This window comes from Streptomyces sp. NPDC043861 (assembly GCF_056435905.1).
On sequence record NZ_JBWKDP010000004.1, the window covers coordinates 263,938 to 279,409 of the forward strand.

Here is a 15,472-nt window from a genome sequence, read left to right on the forward strand (position 1 = left end):
GCGCCCGCCGTCGTGTACCGCGCGCTACTTGGTGGGCTTCTTGCCGGTGATGCCCAGGTGCACCAACAGGGCCAGATTCGGCTTCAGTTCGGCCTGCTTGACGCCCCAGGTCTGGAAGCCCTTCTGGTGCGAGGCGACCGCTGCGAGCATGGCGACCAGTGAGCCTGCCATGGCCGCCGGGCTCACGTCCTTGTCGACCTTGCCCTTGGCCTGGAGCTCCTTCACCGACTCGGTGAGGGAGTTGGTGACCGAGTTCAGGATCTTCATGCGGATCTTGTAGAACCGTTTGTCCCCTTCGGCGGCGCCGAGGTCCACGACGCGCAGGATCGCGTCGTGCTTGCGCCAGAAGTCGAGGAATCCCTCGACGAGTTCCTCGGCGGTCTGCCAGCCGGCCTTGCCGACCCAGGAACGGCCGGACACGAGAGCGGTCAACCCGGCGCCCTCGCTGGCCATTTCCTCCGCAATCTCGAGGACAGCGCCCTCGACGTCGGGGAAGTACTGGTAGAAGGTCGCGGGCGAAGTACCCGCTTTGCGGGCCACGTCGATGACCTTGACGTCCCGGTACGGCGAGGAGCTGAGCATCTCGCTGAGGCAGTCGAGCAGCTTCTGCCGCGTCGCCTGGCCGCGTCGTCCGGCCACGCGGCCGTCGACGGTGCGTACTTGTCCTGTCATGCCGTCAGCTTACCGAGGGGTGATCGGCGCGCGATTCGGCCGACTGCAAATGGGGTGCGTCCCTCGTACGGGCTAATAGTGTTATCAACAGCCTGTGGATAACTTTGGTGGACAACTCAACGAACAGTCCACCTCTGCGTGCGGCAGGCTCTACTCTCGGCTTGACTGTGACTGGAGTCACACTCTGCGTGGAGGAAGGGGCCGGGCCATGGCCGCATTCACCGAGGGCATGCCCTGCTGGGTGGACGCCCAGCTGCCCGACCTCGCAGCGGGCAAACGCTTCTACGGCGAATTGTTCGGCTGGACGTACGGCCGGGACGAGAAGGCCGCCGCCGAGCCGTACGGCCACTACACCGAGGCATTTCTCGACGGAAAGCTCGTGGCCGCGCTCGCGCCCAAACGTGATGGGCGCATGCCCACGACCTGGGGCGTCTACTTCTCCACCGAGGACGCCGCGAAGACCGCCGCCGGCATCGGGGAGGCCGGCGGCCAAGTGATCATGGCTCCGATGCCCGTGGGCCGCTCCGGCACGATGGCGCTGGCCGCGGATCCGGGCGGCGCCGTCTTCGGGCTCTGGCAGAAGGGCGAGATGCCCGGCTTCGAGGTCCAGGGCAAGCCGGGATCGTTCTGCTGGACCGAGGTCTACACCCGGCAGAAGGAAACCGTCGACCGCTTCTACGAGGAGGTCTTCGGCTTCCAGGGCACCCCGCTGTCCGACGAGACGATCGACTATCTGATGTGGTCGCCCAAGGGCACGGAACCGGGCGAGGACACCGCGATCGGCGGACGCAGCGTGATCACCGACGCGTTCCCCGCCGAGATGCCAGGCCACTTCCTCGTCTACTTCGCCGTGGCGGACTGCGACAGAGCCGTGGAAACGGTGACCGGCCTCGGCGGCCGGGTCACGGCACCGCCCTTCGACATTCCGTACGGACGCATGGCCGTCCTCGCGGACAACCAGGGGGCCGCGTTCGCGGTCCTCGCCGAACCCGAGCGGTCTCATAAGCCGGAAGGGCCGCCCGGTGAGCCCGAAGAGGCCCCAAAATAGCCTGAGACACCCCGGAACGCCCCCGGGTTAGCAACCGCGCTGTCCGGCAGGAACAATCAGTGGGCGACGGGGCCGTACTACATGGCCCTTACGGGGAGGTGGCAGGCGAAGTGGAGCAGCTGACGCAGCACGACCCGAGGCGGATCGGCCCCTTCGAGGTGCTGGGACGGCTCGGAGCCGGCGGCATGGGGCTGGTCTATCTCGCACGCTCGGCGTCCGGCCGACGCGTGGCGATCAAGACGGTGCGCACGGAGCTCGCCGAGGACCAGCTGTTCCGCGTCCGCTTCACGCGAGAGGTGGAGGCCGCGCGGGCGGTCTCCGGCTTCTACACCGCGGCCGTCGTCGACGCCGACCCGCGCGCCGCCGTGCCGTGGCTCGCCACCGCATACGTCCCCGCACCGTCGCTCGAAGAAATAGTGAATGAGTGCGGGCCGCTGCCGGCCCAGGCGGTGCGCTGGCTCGCGGCCGGCATCGCGGAGGCGCTGCAGTCCATCCATGGAGCGGGCCTCGTCCACCGCGACCTGAAGCCGTCGAACGTCCTCGTCGTCGAGGACGGGCCACGGGTGATCGACTTCGGTATCGCCTCCGGGGTGTCCAACACCCGGCTGACGATGACGAACGTCGCCGTCGGTACGCCCGCGTACATGTCACCCGAGCAGGCCCGCGACTCGCGCAGCGTGACCGGCGCGAGCGATGTCTTCTCGCTCGGGTCGACACTCGTGTTCGCGGCGACCGGGCACGCGCCCTTCCACGGTGCGAACCCCGTCGAGACCGTGTTCATGCTGCTGCGCGAAGGGCCCGACCTCGAAGGACTGCCGGACGAGCTGCGACCGCTCATCGAGGCCTGCATGAAGATGGAGGCCGTGGGCCGCCCGTCTCCCGAGGACCTGCAGGCCCAGCTCGCCCCCCATCTGTTCTCGTCCGGCGGTGACGACGACAGCGGCACGGCGTCGGCGTGGCTGCCCGGCAGAGCGGTGTCGATGATCGAACAGCGGCGGGGTGGCCGTATCCCCCAGGCGGGCGGTGGCGCGGGTGCCGCTGCCGGCGGGCGCCGCCCCGAACCGGCCCCGGCGCCCCCGAAGCCCGAGCGCGCCCCCGACGCCGCTCCCGACTGGGACGCGGCCTGGCGCAGCGGGGGCGATCCCCGTACCGGACAGGCCGGCCCCGGTGCCCCGCATCCGCAGCACGCGGGCGACGGCCCCGTGCGCCTGGCAGGCGCCAGCGTCCCGATCGGGCCGGGCCCCCGCGTCGCCGACACCCGCGGTGGTCCCGCGGCGGACGCCGGCCCCGCCACCGGCTGGGTCCGCGCCCCCGGCGGCGGCAATGACGCCGCCACCAATGCCATGCCCGCCCCCACCGTCCCGCCCGTGTCCGTCCCCGTGCCCGCCTCGCCGCCGGACGGCGGCCCGGCACGCTGGCGGCCCTGGCGGTTCCGGATGTCGAACGACGTCTGGGGCACACCCGTCGTCGACGGCGACCTGCTCTACGTCACCTCCTTCGAGGTGCACGCCCTGGACGTGGCCAGCGGTCGGCGCCAGTTCAAGACACGCGACGTCGCCTGGTCGATGGCGGTCGCCGGCGGCCGTATCCACGCCTCCGACGGGCCCACCCTCTACGCCCTCGACGCGGCGGACGGCAGCGAGGCATGGCGGCTCCAGACCGACGCCTGGGTGTACTCCCTCAAGGCCGGCCGCGGCACCGTCGTCACCGGCACCCGGGGCGGCGGCGTCCAGGGCTGGGAGGCGTCCAACGGCGAGAAGCTGTGGGAGATCACCGGCGCACAGACCGACTTCGAGACCACCGAGGCCGGTCCCGCACTGTTCGACGACACCGTCTACGTATGGCGCAACGCCCGGCTCCAGGCGCTCGAGGCCCGCACCGGCACGGAACGCTGGTCGTATCCGGTCGGCGACGCCGCGTCCTGCGGCGGTGTACCGGTCCGGGTGAACCAGGCGCCGGACGGATGCACCTATGTCTCGGCCGGAACCCGTGTCCTGTGCATCGACACCCTGAGCGGCCATGTCCGGTGGCACTTCGAGGCGCCCGCGGTCTTCCTCTCGCCGCCGGCCTTCGCGTCCGGGCCCGCCGTGACCGGCGGCGGGGTGTACCTCGCCGACTACCTCGGCACCGTCTACGCGATCGACGCCACGACCGGAAAGGACCGCTGGAGGATCGCCACCGAGGCCCGACAGTCGATCGAGCCGGTCCTCGTCGCCGACGGCAGCATCCATGTCGGCAGCGGCAGCGCCCTGTACACACTGGACGCGGTCACCGGCACACCCAAGTGGCGGTTCGCGGCGGGCGGCGAGGTCACCGGCACACCGGTCGTCGCGGACGGACGCGTGCACTTCGGCTCCGCCGACCACGTGCTCTACACACTGGACGCGAGCGGGGGGCAGCTGCGCTGGAAGCTCGCCACGGGTGGCGAGATCACCGGTTCGCCGGTCGCACGCAACGGAGTGGTGTACGCCTGTTCCAAGGACCGCTGTGTGTACGCCCTGGACGCGGTCAAGGGCACGGCGACGGGACGGGGCGCGCCCGCGGCCTAGGCCTTTCGTCTGGATCTTGCCGGGCTCGCGTGCCCCGGCAAGCACGCTCGCACGCACCGGACCCCGCTCACCGATCCAGCCCGATCCAAACGAAAGACCTGGGTTCCGTCATCCCCGGCGAGGCCCCGCGGACCACCTCCGCGGCGGTGATCACGCGCCGCCGTTCACCCCTGAGGCGTCGGGTGCGCCGACTGCCGTACAGGGCTGCGCGACCCCACGGATGTGCCGCAACGGCCTGACGGCCCTCGGGGACACGACGGTCCAGGGTCACGGGGCGCCGCGCTCGTCGTCACGGTGTTTCCGTCACACGGCCGTACCCCTTGCGCTGCGCGTCATGAGGCTCACCAGGGCCGAGCGGGACGGCACGGACGCCTTGCGGTAGATGGACGACAGATGCGTTTCGACCGTACGGCGGCTGAGGTGCAGCTTCGCCGCGATGGCCTGGTTGCTCAGCCCCTCCGCCACCAGTCCGGCCACCTCGAATTCACGTACCGTCAGCTCGGACAGTTCCGCCGGGATTCCGGTCGTTTCCGCCATGATCTCGGGGCGGATCAACTCCGCGAGGTCCACCAGCAGACGCGCGCCGCCGCCGGCGGCGATCCGGTGGGCCCGACGCCACATCGCAGCCGCGCGCCCGCCATCGCCGGCACGCTTCACCAACGGAACCGCGCGCAGCAGGGAGTACGCCTCATACAGCGTTGCGCCGCACCGCGCGTACTCCTGAGCGGCCGCGTCCAGAAGGCACACCGCCTCGCTCGTGTGACCGCGGTGCTCGGCCAGGGTGGCGCGGGCACGGAGTGCGGCCGCGCGCTGGCCGCCCAGGCCCAGCCGGTCCGCTTCCTGCGCCGCCTGTGCGGCCCAGCGCTCGGCCTGGTCGACGTCGCCGCCGACGATGGCCGCGTTGACGAGCGTGTCCAGTTGTCCCGGACGGATGGAAGGCTGCAGGAGCGGCAGTTCACGGCCGCCGCCTGCGGTCATGATGGCTTCCTGGGCGCGATGGGGGTCGCCGCTCACATAGACCGCGTGGCCGAGCATGCACCAGGCCAGGGCCGGCCACCAGCCCCTGCCGCCACCCGCCAGTGCGACGGCTTCCTCACCGGTCGCCACGGCGCCGGTGTCCCCCAGAGGGCGGCCCACGAGCAGGATCAAGGTCTTGACGGCAAGCGTGAACGCCAGGAGGTCGCCGCTGCCGGCGGCCCGGGCGATGGCCTCCGCCTCCTCGGCCGCCTCCAGTGCGGCCGGCAGCCGACAGGTGTTGAGGCATACGTACGCCCTGCTCGTCAGCAGGTGCGGCATGACATGGAGCTGCCCGCTGCGGCGGGCGATGTCCAGACCTCGAGCCAGGTGCCGTTCCGCATCGTTGTACCGCTCGAGCAGTGCTTCCGCCCAGGCCAGCCACACCAGTGACTCGCACAGGCCCGTGAGGTTCGGGTCGGTCAGCCCGTCGGTGAGCCCGGCGGCGGCTTCGGCGAACCCGACGGCCGCCTCGGTCTCGCCCTCGTACGCCTCCCCCAAGGACGCCAGTGCCAGGGCCGCCGCCTCGCCGGTCGGGTCACCGTGGCGCCGCGCGAGGGCGAGGGTCCGTGCGACGTCCGTGCGCACCTCGCCGTAGGAGGCGGTCAGCAGCGCGGACATGCCCAGGGCCAGCCCCAGGGAGACCGCCTGGTCCGGCGGAGGGCCTGGGTGGCGGGACAGTTCCCGTCGCAGCAGGGCGGTGGCCTCCGGTGAGTGTCCGAGGTGCCGTTCCATCACGGCGCACTGGGTGATGGCCTCCGCCCGCAACGAGGGGTGGGTCGCGTCCGACCTGCCGATCAGAGCATGCAGCAGGTCCCGGCTCTGCCGGAGGTTCCCGCTGACGCCGAGCGCCCGGGCGCGCGCCAGGACCAGTTCGTCGCGCCGCAGTGCGTGGTCAGGGGTGTCGGGCATGTGCCGCAGGACGACGTCCAGCAGGTGGGCGGCCGTGGCCGGCGCGGTGTGGGCGAGTTGGGCGGCGGCCTCGCCCAGTACGGCGGCCGCCGCCGGGTCCCACCCGGTGAGCGACCTCTCGATGTGGTGGGCCCGCTCGGCCGCGGACGCTCCGCTGCGAGCCAGCCGGTCCGCCGCACGGCTGTGGATGTCGGCGCGCCGTCCGGGTGGTGTGTTCTCGTAGACCAGCGCGCGCACGAGCGGGTGGCGCAGCGCCCACCGGCCACCCGTGCGCGGACGCAGGAGATCGCGCTGTGCCAGGATGCCGCTCAGTGCCTCGATCTCCTGTGGCGGGACGCCGGCCGTCAGGGTCAGCATCGGGGAGGTGGCATGGTCGCCGAGCACCGCCACCGCCTCGACGATGCGATGCTGCGGCTCGCTCAGCGTGGTCAGTTCGTCCAGCAACAAGGACGCCAGTCCGGTCGGCACCCCGAGCACGTCGAGGGAGTCCGGGGAGCCGGTGGAACGGGGGGAGTCGGCGTGGGTGGTGATTCCGTGCAGCGGCGCCCCGCTCCGGTACGCGTGGAGCAGCGAGGACAGATAGAGGGGGTTGCCGTCACTGGCGGCGTAGAGTTGTCTGGCGTGGTGCCGGGGGAGATCGGCGGCCAGTGTCCGGATGGACTCCTCCTCGGGCAGCGGCTCCAGCGCCACGTGGAGCACGGCGCCGTCGTCGGCGCCGCGGGTGAGCGCGGCGGTCAGTGGCGCGGGTGTCTGACGGCCCCGACGCGCCACGACCAGGAGCACCCGTCCACGCACCGGGTGCCGGACCAGATGGTCCACGAGCTCCCGGGACGCCGGGTCCGCCCAGTGCAGGTCGTCGATGGCCAGCACCAGACCGCCCTTGCCCAGGCGTGCGAACAGCGCGGCGACCGCGCGGTGGAGGCCGAAGCGGTGGGGTGTGCTCCCGCTCGGCGCACTGCCCTCTGCGGACAGGGCGCCGCGCAGCACCGCCTCCGCTTCGGCCAGAACGGGATCGGCTTCCAGCAGTGCGGGGTCGGCATCGGCGAACGCGTCGCTGAACGCCTGGAAGGGGATGTGCCGTTCGTACTCCGTGGCCCTGCCGCGCAACACCGTCAACCCGGCCTGCCTCGCCCGGGCACACACCTCGGCCAGCAGCCGGCTCTTCCCGATGCCGGGGTCCCCGACGATGTCCACGGCTGCCGGCACACCGGTCTTCCCGAGACCGGCGATCAGGTCGTCGAGTCGAGCCAGTTCCGCTTCCCTGTCGACCAGTTGTGCCACGCTCGCATCCCCCACCGGCATCGTGTGACCCCGTCCATCGGCCTTCGCCCCCGACCTTCGAGGTCAAGCCTAAGCTCAGACACCGACACAACTGCCGGGCGCTGACGATGTGGTTCGGGCGGCCGCAGGGGGTCATGCCCCGGTCGGCCCGGCGGGGTGCCGGCCACCTGCGGCAGTGACGACGGCCCCGCACCATCTGCGGCAGTGACGGCCGCGCCACCTGCGGCCGCGTCGGCCGGGCGGACACCGTCGGTGCGGCATTCCTTCCACCGGCCATCCGACGGCTGGACCGGCGGATGGGCCGGCGGATGGACCGAGGGATGGGTCGAGGGATGGGTCGACGGATGAACTTACGTGCGTCGCTGCGTATTTCGACGGATGGCACCGCCCGGCACCCGTGCCACGATCGGTCACCAAACGCCGCCCACCACGATCCGGGGAGGACCACCCATGGGACGACGCATGCGGAATCGCCACGGAAGACCCGTCCATGACTGACCCCGGGACTTCGCTGGGCATCGGATCGACGGTCCCACGCGAACTGACGGCCGTCCACTGGCTGACCGGGATCGCCGTGGTCCTCACCCTCGCGGGTCTCTACGTGCTGCCTTGGTGGCCGCCGTCCACGTTCTCCGACCCCATGTTCCTCGACTACCGTGCCGAGTGGCTCTCCGGTCACACGCACAGACCGTGGTCGGATCCCACCAGGAGTTACTTCGAGGTGGGCTATCTCTTCCAGACGTTCGCATTTCTCCTGCTGCCGTTCGTCGTGTCCCGGCGGGGCCCCGTGCACTGGTTCGCTGCGCTGGCGGTGGTCGGGGCAGCCTGGCAGTTGGCCGCTGTGCTGGCCAGCACCATCTTCCACATCACCCCGGCGCCCTTCGCCGGACCGCTGGCAGGGGTGCTCGCCCTGATCGCCTGGGCGCGGGCACGCTGGGCCCACCGCGGCTGATCAGGACGGTGCCCGGCCCGCCCGGCAACGCGGCCGGCGGGCGGTACCGGGCACCGGGGGTCAGGCGGGCGCCGCGGACGCGGCCTCAGACGGGCCGGGAGGTTTCGGAGCGGGTGCGGTCGTACTCGGCCCGGTCCCGGATCCTCCAGGCGGCCTGGCCGATGGCGAGAACGCCGCGCGCAGGCAGGGGCACGTCACCGATCAGTGGATTGTCCTGCAGCCGGACGGGGAGGCCGAGGTCGACGCCGTCGAGCACGGCCCGTGAGTCGTCGACGAAGTACATCCGTTGTGGCATGAGTGTGCCGGTGTGGCCGCTCGGCATGACGCCGTGCAACTGCAGCTGCCCCATTCCCAGCGCACGGGCCAGTCGCTCGCGAACTCGCACCAGGGTTCGGGGACGCCAGGTGGCGAGCGGCAGAGCTGCGCCGACGCTGTTGAGGAGGCCGAGAAGCGGGGTTGATGAGGCGGTGAGGGTCCAGTTCAGCGGGGGAGAATCCATCGTCACCCGCAGGGAGGCCGGCCCCGTCCACCTGAGCCCGATGTGGGCGAATCCCGTGCGATCGCAGGCTGCGCCGTAGTACCTGGGGCATGCGGTGTCGAGCCGTGGGCCGTCGACGTGGATCGACCAGGCGCCCGCCGGGTCGCGATGCCACAGCGTGCGGTAGGGGCTGAAGGAGTTCTCCGGGAAGACACGCAGCGCCAGCACGTGTCCGGAGTCGAAGGGGAGCCCGAACACGCCCCAGCCCTTGACGTACTCGTGCTCCGGCCAGGGGGCCCGACCGCGTGCCGCCCGGCTGTTCGACAGTGTGGAGGCCAGGTGGAGCATGTCCCTCACTCCCGCGGGGTCGACCGTCTTTTCGCACCCCCTGTTGAAGCGTAGGGGGACGGGAGCGAAAAGGCGTGCCGGAGCCGAACGGTCCGGGCTCGATCACCTGCGTGAGGTCGTGCGCGTCGGCGGGTCCGCGCGGGCGCGGCGCTGGACTCCGCCCGGCGCTGCCCCGGGCTGCGTCGGGCCGTTTCCGCTCCGGTCACTCCGCCCGGTCAGAGCGTTCGGGCCACGGACCCTCCTGACCGCAGGCAGGCAGGCAGGCGGGCAGGCGGGCAGGCGGGCAGGCGGGCAGGCGGGCAGGCGGGCAGGCCTGCCGGTCGGGGGACGTGACGTGCGGAGCCGAGGATCCCCGAAGGATCACGAACCGGGGCCGGCGGACTGCTCCCAGGGCCAGTCGCGGCTGTGCCCGGACTCCAGGAGCGGAATCAGCCGAAAAGCGGCATCGCTGAGCCCGCCGAAGGTGTGGCGTCGCGGCCCGGCGGCGGTGTGACCGCTGGAGTAACCGGCCAGGTTCCAGGTGTAGACCGGAATGCGCTCGGGAACGGCACTGAACGGGTCGATCGAGGGCGTCCGTTGGGCCTGTTCGTCGGTGACGATGACCACCCGGCTGTGCTCGTGGTAGTGCCGGGTGACCGCTGCGGCCGTGTCGGTGCCCCCGAGGTCGTGGAACCGGTCCAGCGCCCGGAGGATGGATTCGCCGGGTCCGACCTCGACCCGTCGGCTGTCGGAGCCGAACTCGATCAGGTCGGCCTGCTCGGCCCGGGTCGCCAGCGCGGTGCCGAAGATGGCGGCGGAGTCGGCCCTGTTGAGCTCGGTCCCGGCGCTGGGGAGGTCGAACATCGAGCCCGAGCGGTCCACCAGGACCAGGGTCCGGCCGGACAGCTCGGGCACATGGGCGAGCGAGTGCCCGAGGGCCGTCTCCAGGGACTGCTCCCAGCGTGGCGACGGCGCGTTGCGATGGGCGGCCAGGTAGCGGAAGGGGAACTGCCGGGAGCGGGACACCTCGGCCGGATCGGCGATCCGGCGGGCCACGTCCGCGGCCGCCCTGTCGCCGACACCGGCGAGATCGAAGTTGCGCAGATTGCGGACCAGGGCCATCGGGCCCATCAAAGGGATCACCGCCTCCCAGACCGAGGCGTCCAGCGGTCCGTGCAGCCAGCCCGCCACCGCCTCCCAGGTCATCCCGGCCGCAGCCAGCCGCTCGGCCCCGTCAGGCCCGGTGACCAGCGCGTACCGTTCGTCGACCGGGACGGACATCAGCGCCTGGTGGGCGGTGAGGAGCGGGTCGGAGGCCGGCGGTACGGCGCGGTCGGGGTGGTGGCGCCGGTCCAGGGCGTACCGGAACAGCTCCCCCTGCCAGGGCCGGTCGGGGGCCGGAGCGGGGTGGGTCAACTCCAGTACATCGCCGAAGCGGTGGCCCCGGGAATCGCTGTCGTACTTGAGCAGTGCGCGGCTGGTGTAGAGCCGGCGGACGGCGTCCGCGATCCCGCGCTTGACCGGCTGCGGCAGCCTCCGCCCGTACCGGGAGGTCCAGTACGCCAGCAACTCACCGGGTTCGTCGGCGCGTTGGAGAACGGCGTCGACGGCCTGCCGGGAGAAGCCCGGCGCCCCGGCATCCAGCCTGGCCCGCACGAATTCGGCGGCGCCCACCAGTGACGCCGTCCGCATCTGGGCATCGGTGCGCAGCCAGCGAAGCAGTCCTAGGGTCCACTCGGGTGCGCTGACCGCGAGTTCGCGGACCAGCCGGGCGTAGCGCTCGTCGCGGGACTGGGCGCTCTCGTAGAACGACCGCTGTCCCACCATGTTGGCGACGGCGAGCAGGAAGAGTTCGGACTTCGGCCCCCTGATGTACCCCGCCCCGCCCTGGTGGTTGGTGACCCACGGCGAGGTGGTGGCCGTCCGCCGGGAGGTTCGTGCGGACGGGAGAATCCACCGGCCGTGGGTGGAGAGTGGGGAGGTCGCCCCGCCTGCGGTCAGGCCCGGTAGTTCGGCCTGGATCTCGGTCCTGGCTTCGGCCTTGGCCCGCTGGCGGTTGAACTGGGTCATGCAGAAGTCCCCCTGGTGGGTGGCGGGGCGGAGGGGCGCGCGCCGGAGCCTGCCGGACGTCGGCGCATGTCGGAACGTGGGATCGGACGGCGGCTCGGGGCACGCGAAAGTGGTCGCCTCCCGAGATCAGAGTGGGCACCGGTGTTTTTTCGGAGGAAGTAACCGGGGCGCGGCGCATCGGAAGGCTGGACCGGGACGCTACCAAGGCCCGGGTCGCAGACGCATCCGATTTATCGGGCAGCCGCACGGCCCGGCGGGCAACCGCCTCCCGTGAGGCCCTCAGGGCTGCTGTCTGCCGTCCCCGTACGGGTCCTGCGACCGATAGGGGTCCTGTGCACCGTAGGGATCCGCCGGGCCGTACGGATCCCCCGGGCCGTAGAAATCCTGCGGGCCGTACGGATCCTGCGGCCGGAAGGGATCCTGTGCAGGGTCTGCTCCGTACGGGTCCCGGCGCGGACGGCGCGGCCCGGCCGGGTCGGTGGTCGGCAGGGGCTGGGTGTCCCCGGGCGGCGGCGCCCAGGCGTACGGGTCGTCCGGCTGCGCCCCGGGGCCGTACGAGGACTGCTGGTACTGGTACCCGGGCGGCTCGTACGGGGACGGATACCCGGGCGGGGCTTCCTCGGCGGGTTCGATCCTCGGGGCACGTCCGCTCATCACGGCGGAGGCCAGCAGCAGAAGCACACCGCCCCCGTACGCAGCGGCCACCCCGTCCCCGAGCCTGGGCCCGCGGCCGCCGACGGTCAGGCTGCCGACGGCCTGTCCCTGGCGCACCGTCCACAGGACCGTGAAGCCGAGGACGACCAGCCCGGCCAGCGCCACCAGCAGCCGTGACCGGAGCAGCACGCCGACCAGGGTCACCAGTGCGGCGAACGCGAACGGCAGGAGGATCGACGCGGTGACCGACCCGGCAGCCAGGCCGGTGATCCCCTCGAACAGGTCCCGAATGCGGTAGTCGCTTCCCTGACGGCCGTCGTACCAGGCGCGGAAGGGGCTCCAAACGGCCGCCGCCGCACCGGCGAGAGCGAGCACCGAGCCGAAGACGTTCCGCACCATTCCCCGGCCTCCTCTCGCAGCAGACGCTACGCCCGGGGCTCCGGGTGCGCGACTGCTGAATCACCGCCCATACATACGGTTCGATTGCGCTGTTAGTCTGACGTGTGCCCGTCAAGTCCATCTGTTTTTCGCCATACCCGCACGTTCCACGGGGGGACTGAACCATGAGATTGCGCCATGCGCGCGCGATCGCCGTCCTCGGCATCGCACTGATCACCCTGACCGGCGCCCGCGGCTCGCGCGGCGGCGGCTGCGACAACGACCACAGCTCCAGCTCCAGCTCCTCGGGCGGCAGCGGAGGGCGTCACTACGACGATGACGACGACATCGGCAGCACCGGCGGCGGTGACGCGACGGAAGGCCCCACCGAGCAGGCGACCGGGTCCGGCCCCGTCGACGCCATGGCGGAAGTGGAGATCGCCCACTGCTCCATCAACCCCGCCGCAACCAGCGTCAGGGGTCAGCTGAGGATCGGGAACACCACCGACGTGAGCCAGACCTACGACATCACGGTGCAGTTCGAGGGCGACAGCCCGAGCGCGGCACCGATTGTCGACAAGATCGACGACATCACGGTCGCGGCACAGGAGACGTACTTCACGGAGGCGGACGCCCCTTATGCCGGCACCGGCAAGGGCACCGATTTCAGGAAGTGCAAGGTCGTCAGCGCGAACCGCACCGTCTTTGTGTCCTGAGGGCCGTCCACTGCGCCCGCCGGTGTCACCCGGCCCTCAGCGCACCCGGTACTCGCCCTTGCCCCGCCCGCTTCCGAACAGCTCGGCCTGCTGCGCCGGGGGCAGATTCCCGAGCGCGATCAGGTGCGGGGCAAGGGCGAGCGCCTGAGCCCGTGCCCCCTCGGTCGCCGACCACACCGCGCGCACCGTTCCCTGCACGGCCTCGGTCGGGTGCGACGCCACCACCGCCGCAGCCCGCAGCGCCGCAGCCACCGCCCCGCCCGGCTCCGTCAGCTCCGAGACCAGCCCCGTCTGGTACGCCCGGCGGGCGGAGATCCGCTCGGCCGTTCCCATCAGTGCCATCCGGGCCACCTCCCCCGGTGGCATCCGCTGGGCGAGACCGATGGACTCGTACGCGCTGACCATGCCGTAGGTGGTGTGCGGGTCGAAGAACGTGGCCCCCTCGGAGGCGACGACGAACTCGCTCTCGCCCAGGAGGTAGAACGCCCCGCCGCAGGCCATCCCCTCCACCGCGGCGATCACTGGTTTCCACAGGTCGTTCGCCTTGGGTCCGATCGTGAGCAGTGGATCGTCGATCGAGTACGGGGACGACGGCTGCGGAACCTCGGTCCCGCGGTCGATCCCGGTACAGAACGCCCGTGTACCCGCGCCCGTCACCACAGCGGCCCGCACCGTGCCGTCGTGTCTGAACCCCTGCCAGACGCGGCCCAGTTCGTGCGCCATCTCCAGATCGATCGCATTGTGCCTGCGCGGCCGGTCCAGGGTGACGAGGGCGACGCCGGTCTCCTTGTCCGTCTCCACCCGGATGCTCATGAACGCTCCAGCAGCCACTGGGGCACCGGCGTCCCGTCCCCGCACCCGGTGAAGGCCACCCGTACCGCCGCCCCGATCCGCAGCCGCGCCGGATCGACGGAGTTGAGCGCCGCGCCCGGCTCGGCCACCACGTTTCCGACCAGCCTGATGCCCGGCGCCTCGACCAGCTCGACGACCACTGCGTTGTAGGGCGCCTGGGCGGCGTACGCGGGCAGCAGCGGCGGGTGGGGGAGCACGAACGACCAGATCCGCCCACGCCCGCTCATCAGCCGCCATTCGCTCTCGAACGACTGGCAGTGGGGGCAGCATGGGCGGGGCGGGAAGCGCAGCTCGTCGCACGAGGCGCAGGCCTGGACGCGGAGTTCGCCGCGGGCCGCGTACTCCCAGAACGGTGCGCCGTCCTCGTCGACGACCGGTGTCAGACGGCCGATGTCGGAAGTCGTCATCTGTCGGCTCAACTCCTCAGAAGCACTGCGGAAGTCGGGACGCCCTCGCCCGCCGTCACCAAGCAGGTCGTGGCCCCCGGCACCTGGGCGGTGGAAGTGCCGCGGAGCTGTTTCACACCCTCGTTGATCAGGTTGAAGCCATGGACGTACGCCTCGCTGAGCCCTCCGCCGCCGGTGTTGATGGGCAGTCGGCCGCCGAGCTCCAGCGCACCCCCCTCCGTGTACGCGGCTCCTTCTCCTCTTCCGCAGAATCCGTAGCCCTCCAGCGACAGCGGGATCAGCGGGGTGAACGCGTCGTATATCTGCGCCACGTCCACGTCCTCGGGCCCGAAGTCCGCGGTCTTCCACAGCTGCCGGGCCGCGGTCCAGGCGGGGCCGGTGAGCGGGTCGTCGTTCCAGTAGTTGACCATGCCGTGGTGCTGGGCGGGCAGGCCCTGTGCGACGGAGTGCACGTACACCGGCTTGCGCCGGCAGTCCCGGGCCCGCTCGGCGGACACGATCACACAGGCGAGGGCCCCGTCGGTCTCGAGGCAGTTGTCGAACAGGCAGAGGGGTTCGCTGATCCAGCGTGACGTCATGTACATCTCGCGGGTCAGCGGCCGTTCGTACATGATCGCGGCGGGGTTCTGGTTGGCGCGGTTGCGGCAGGCGAGGGCGACGTTGAAGAGATGGTCGCGGGTGGCGCCGTACTCGTGCATATAGCGCCGGGCCAGCATGCCGATCTCGTCGGCGGGCCGCAGGAGCCCGAAGGGCCGGGTCCACTGGCCGGGGGTGGGCAGCTGCACGGCGGTGTTCTTCCACGGCCGCGGCCCCGACCCGCGCTTGCGGGACCGCCAGGCGACCCCGACACCTGCCTGCCCGGTCGCCACCGCGGCGGCGAGATGGGCGACGGTTGCGCAGGAGCCGCCGCCTCCGTACCCGATCCTGCTGAAGAACGTGACGTCGCCCGCGCCGATGGCTTTGGCGACCTCGACCTCGTCGGTCTCCTCCATCGTGTACGAGGCGAAGCCGTCGACCTCCGAGGGTGCGATGCCGGCGTCGTCGAGCGCGGCCAGGATCGCCCGGCAGGCCAGGGCCTTCTCGGATTCGGGGAGATGCTTCGCGAAGGAGGTCTGTCCTATCCCGGCTATCGCTGTCGCGTCCTTGAGGCTCGCCATGCGGG

12 protein-coding genes are annotated in these 15,472 nt (G+C 71.5%); 4 read left to right on the forward strand and 8 right to left on the reverse strand.

The features are described from left to right. Window positions 1-24 precede the first annotated feature (24 nt). Window positions 25-672: a TetR family transcriptional regulator gene (locus tag AC068D_RS12080; RefSeq protein ID WP_478822870.1), complete on the reverse strand. Its 648-nt coding sequence runs from the start codon at window positions 670-672 to the stop codon at window positions 25-27. A gap of 208 nt (window positions 673-880) precedes the next feature. Between AC068D_RS12080 and AC068D_RS12085 the strand changes: the two genes are divergently transcribed. Together AC068D_RS12085 and afsK are read left to right on the forward strand one after the other, a co-directional pair. Beyond that, window positions 881-1,720, forward strand: a complete 840-nt coding sequence (locus AC068D_RS12085; RefSeq protein WP_478822871.1) for a VOC family protein — start codon at window positions 881-883, stop codon at window positions 1,718-1,720. Between the two features lie 110 nt (window positions 1,721-1,830). Then, window positions 1,831-4,269, forward strand: coding sequence for a protein serine/threonine kinase AfsK (gene afsK / locus AC068D_RS12090; protein ID WP_478822872.1), 2,439 nt, complete (start codon window positions 1,831-1,833; stop codon window positions 4,267-4,269). A gap of 303 nt (window positions 4,270-4,572) precedes the next feature. Here the strand turns inward: afsK and AC068D_RS12095 are convergent, their stop codons facing one another. Continuing rightward, window positions 4,573-7,476: a helix-turn-helix transcriptional regulator gene (locus tag AC068D_RS12095; protein WP_478822873.1), complete on the reverse strand. Its 2,904-nt coding sequence runs from the start codon at window positions 7,474-7,476 to the stop codon at window positions 4,573-4,575. Between the two features lie 490 nt (window positions 7,477-7,966). Here AC068D_RS12095 and AC068D_RS12100 point away from each other — a divergent pair, with 490 nt between their 5' ends. After that, window positions 7,967-8,428, forward strand: a complete 462-nt coding sequence (locus AC068D_RS12100; RefSeq protein WP_478822874.1) for a hypothetical protein — start codon at window positions 7,967-7,969, stop codon at window positions 8,426-8,428. A gap of 85 nt (window positions 8,429-8,513) precedes the next feature. Here the strand turns inward: AC068D_RS12100 and AC068D_RS12105 are convergent, their stop codons facing one another. The 3 genes from AC068D_RS12105 to AC068D_RS12115 all read right to left on the reverse strand — a co-directional run bounded on the left by AC068D_RS12105 (window position 8,514) and on the right by AC068D_RS12115 (window position 12,356). Then, window positions 8,514-9,254: a hypothetical protein gene (locus AC068D_RS12105; RefSeq protein ID WP_478822875.1), complete on the reverse strand. Its 741-nt coding sequence runs from the start codon at window positions 9,252-9,254 to the stop codon at window positions 8,514-8,516. Window positions 9,255-9,614: 360 nt separating this feature from the next. Then, window positions 9,615-11,303 (reverse strand): TROVE domain-containing protein, encoded by a 1,689-nt coding sequence (locus AC068D_RS12110; RefSeq protein WP_478822876.1) that lies wholly within the window; start codon window positions 11,301-11,303, stop codon window positions 9,615-9,617. 279 nt (window positions 11,304-11,582) lie between these two features. Next, window positions 11,583-12,356, reverse strand: coding sequence for a hypothetical protein (locus AC068D_RS12115; RefSeq protein ID WP_478822877.1), 774 nt, complete (start codon window positions 12,354-12,356; stop codon window positions 11,583-11,585). Between the two features lie 164 nt (window positions 12,357-12,520). Here AC068D_RS12115 and AC068D_RS12120 point away from each other — a divergent pair, with 164 nt between their 5' ends. Next, the gene (locus AC068D_RS12120; protein WP_478822878.1) at window positions 12,521-13,051 is read left to right on the forward strand and encodes a hypothetical protein; all 531 of its coding nucleotides are present in this window, start codon (window positions 12,521-12,523) and stop codon (window positions 13,049-13,051) included. Between the two features lie 36 nt (window positions 13,052-13,087). On the opposite strand, the gene AC068D_RS12125 is transcribed toward AC068D_RS12120, so the two are convergent. From AC068D_RS12125 to AC068D_RS12135, 3 genes are read right to left on the reverse strand one after another with little or no spacing between them, the layout of a single operon-like run. Beyond that, window positions 13,088-13,864, reverse strand: a complete 777-nt coding sequence (locus AC068D_RS12125) for an enoyl-CoA hydratase/isomerase family protein (RefSeq protein ID WP_478822879.1) — start codon at window positions 13,862-13,864, stop codon at window positions 13,088-13,090. Next, window positions 13,861-14,310, reverse strand: a complete 450-nt coding sequence (locus tag AC068D_RS12130; protein ID WP_478822880.1) for a Zn-ribbon domain-containing OB-fold protein — start codon at window positions 14,308-14,310, stop codon at window positions 13,861-13,863. The genes AC068D_RS12125 and AC068D_RS12130 overlap by 4 nt, the downstream gene beginning before the upstream one ends. Before the next feature lie 8 nt (window positions 14,311-14,318). Next, window positions 14,319-15,467 carry a lipid-transfer protein gene (locus AC068D_RS12135; protein ID WP_478822881.1) on the reverse strand — a complete coding sequence of 383 codons (1,149 nt, stop codon included), beginning with the start codon at window positions 15,465-15,467 and terminating at the stop codon, window positions 14,319-14,321. Window positions 15,468-15,472 lie beyond the last annotated feature (5 nt).

Bases quoted from the DNA above. Each gene is read 5' to 3' on its own strand.
- AC068D_RS12080 (WP_478822870.1), bottom strand. From the start codon at position 672: ATGACAGGACAAGTACGCACCGTCGACGGCCGCGTGGCCGGACGACGC.
- AC068D_RS12085 (WP_478822871.1), top strand. From the start codon at position 881: ATGGCCGCATTCACCGAGGGCATGCCCTGCTGGGTGGACGCCCAGCTG.
- AC068D_RS12100 (WP_478822874.1), top strand. From the start codon at position 7,967: ATGACTGACCCCGGGACTTCGCTGGGCATCGGATCGACGGTCCCACGC.
- AC068D_RS12105 (WP_478822875.1), bottom strand. From the start codon at position 9,254: ATGCTCCACCTGGCCTCCACACTGTCGAACAGCCGGGCGGCACGCGGT.
- AC068D_RS12110 (WP_478822876.1), bottom strand. From the start codon at position 11,303: ATGACCCAGTTCAACCGCCAGCGGGCCAAGGCCGAAGCCAGGACCGAG.
- AC068D_RS12115 (WP_478822877.1), bottom strand. From the start codon at position 12,356: ATGGTGCGGAACGTCTTCGGCTCGGTGCTCGCTCTCGCCGGTGCGGCG.
- AC068D_RS12120 (WP_478822878.1), top strand. From the start codon at position 12,521: ATGAGATTGCGCCATGCGCGCGCGATCGCCGTCCTCGGCATCGCACTG.
- AC068D_RS12125 (WP_478822879.1), bottom strand. From the start codon at position 13,864: ATGAGCATCCGGGTGGAGACGGACAAGGAGACCGGCGTCGCCCTCGTC.
- AC068D_RS12130 (WP_478822880.1), bottom strand. From the start codon at position 14,310: ATGACGACTTCCGACATCGGCCGTCTGACACCGGTCGTCGACGAGGAC.
- AC068D_RS12135 (WP_478822881.1), bottom strand. From the start codon at position 15,467: ATGGCGAGCCTCAAGGACGCGACAGCGATAGCCGGGATAGGACAGACC.